The sequence below is a fragment of the Slackia exigua ATCC 700122 genome, assembly GCF_000162875.1.
Taxonomy (GTDB): Bacteria; Actinomycetota; Coriobacteriia; order Coriobacteriales; family Eggerthellaceae; genus Slackia; species Slackia exigua.
The window spans coordinates 47311-48157 of the sequence record NZ_GG700631.1 but is presented as its reverse complement, the minus strand read 5'-3'; the positions used below and the strand labels follow the sequence as shown (position 1 = coordinate 48157).

The 847-nt window shown below is 71.7% G+C and carries 1 protein-coding gene; it reads left to right on the top strand.

Annotation, left to right across the window (positions count from 1 at the left end):
• Positions 1-5: 5 nt before the first annotated feature.
• On the top strand, positions 6-847 hold an 842-nt coding region (locus HMPREF0762_RS09325; RefSeq protein ID WP_169305437.1), incomplete at its 3' end, for an IS3 family transposase.

The following is an 847-nucleotide window of genomic DNA, read 5'->3' as shown; positions in this document are numbered from 1 at the left end:
AGGGCATGACGCAGGCCGAGGCCGCCGCGATCGCCGGCGTCGGTCGCGTGAGCGTGGGAAACTGGGCGGCCGGAAGGCTTCCGCACGACCGCGGCGTCCCGCTCAGGCTCCAGGGCCGGCGTGGTAGGATCCTGCCGACGGGGGAAGCGAAGCCTGCGCCGAAGGAGGATGCCGCGATGGGGCCGAGCGAGCGCGAGAAGGGGACCTACGAGCCGCCGAGGAGCGGGCCGCTGGCGGGCCTTGAGCCTGCCCAGATAGAGAACCTGCTGCTCAGGGCGGTGTTGGCCGACCTAAAAGCGGGCGGGTGGGACCCGGCTTCGATCTCGAACAGGAGCAAGTGCGAGCTCGGCGAGAGATTGAGGCGGGCGACCGGCCTGCCCCTCCGCTCGATCACCGGTTTCTTGAGGATATCGAAGAGCTCCTATGAGTACCACAGGGCGAGGCTCGGGCGCGACAAGTACGCCGACCTGAGGCGCGAGGTCCGTTCCCTGTCCGAGGAGGGGAGGCGGGCCTGGGGCTACCGCGTGATATGGGCCCGTCTGAGGCGGCGGGGGATCCTCGTCTCGGAGAAGGTCGTGCGCCGCATCATGCGCGAGGAGGGCGTCGGGGCCGTCTACGCGAGGCGCCGCCGCAGGCGCTACAGCTCCTACGCCGGGGAGATCTCGGAGGCCCCTCCCAACCTGGTCGGGCGCGACTTCCGCGCCGACTCCCCCGACGAGCTGTGGCTCACCGACATCACCGAGTTCCGCCTGCCGTGCGGCTCGAAGGCCTACCTGAGCGCCGTCGTGGACTGCTTCGACGGCAGGCCCGCCGGCTGGGCCGCGGGCCCGCGGCCCGACGCGGCCTC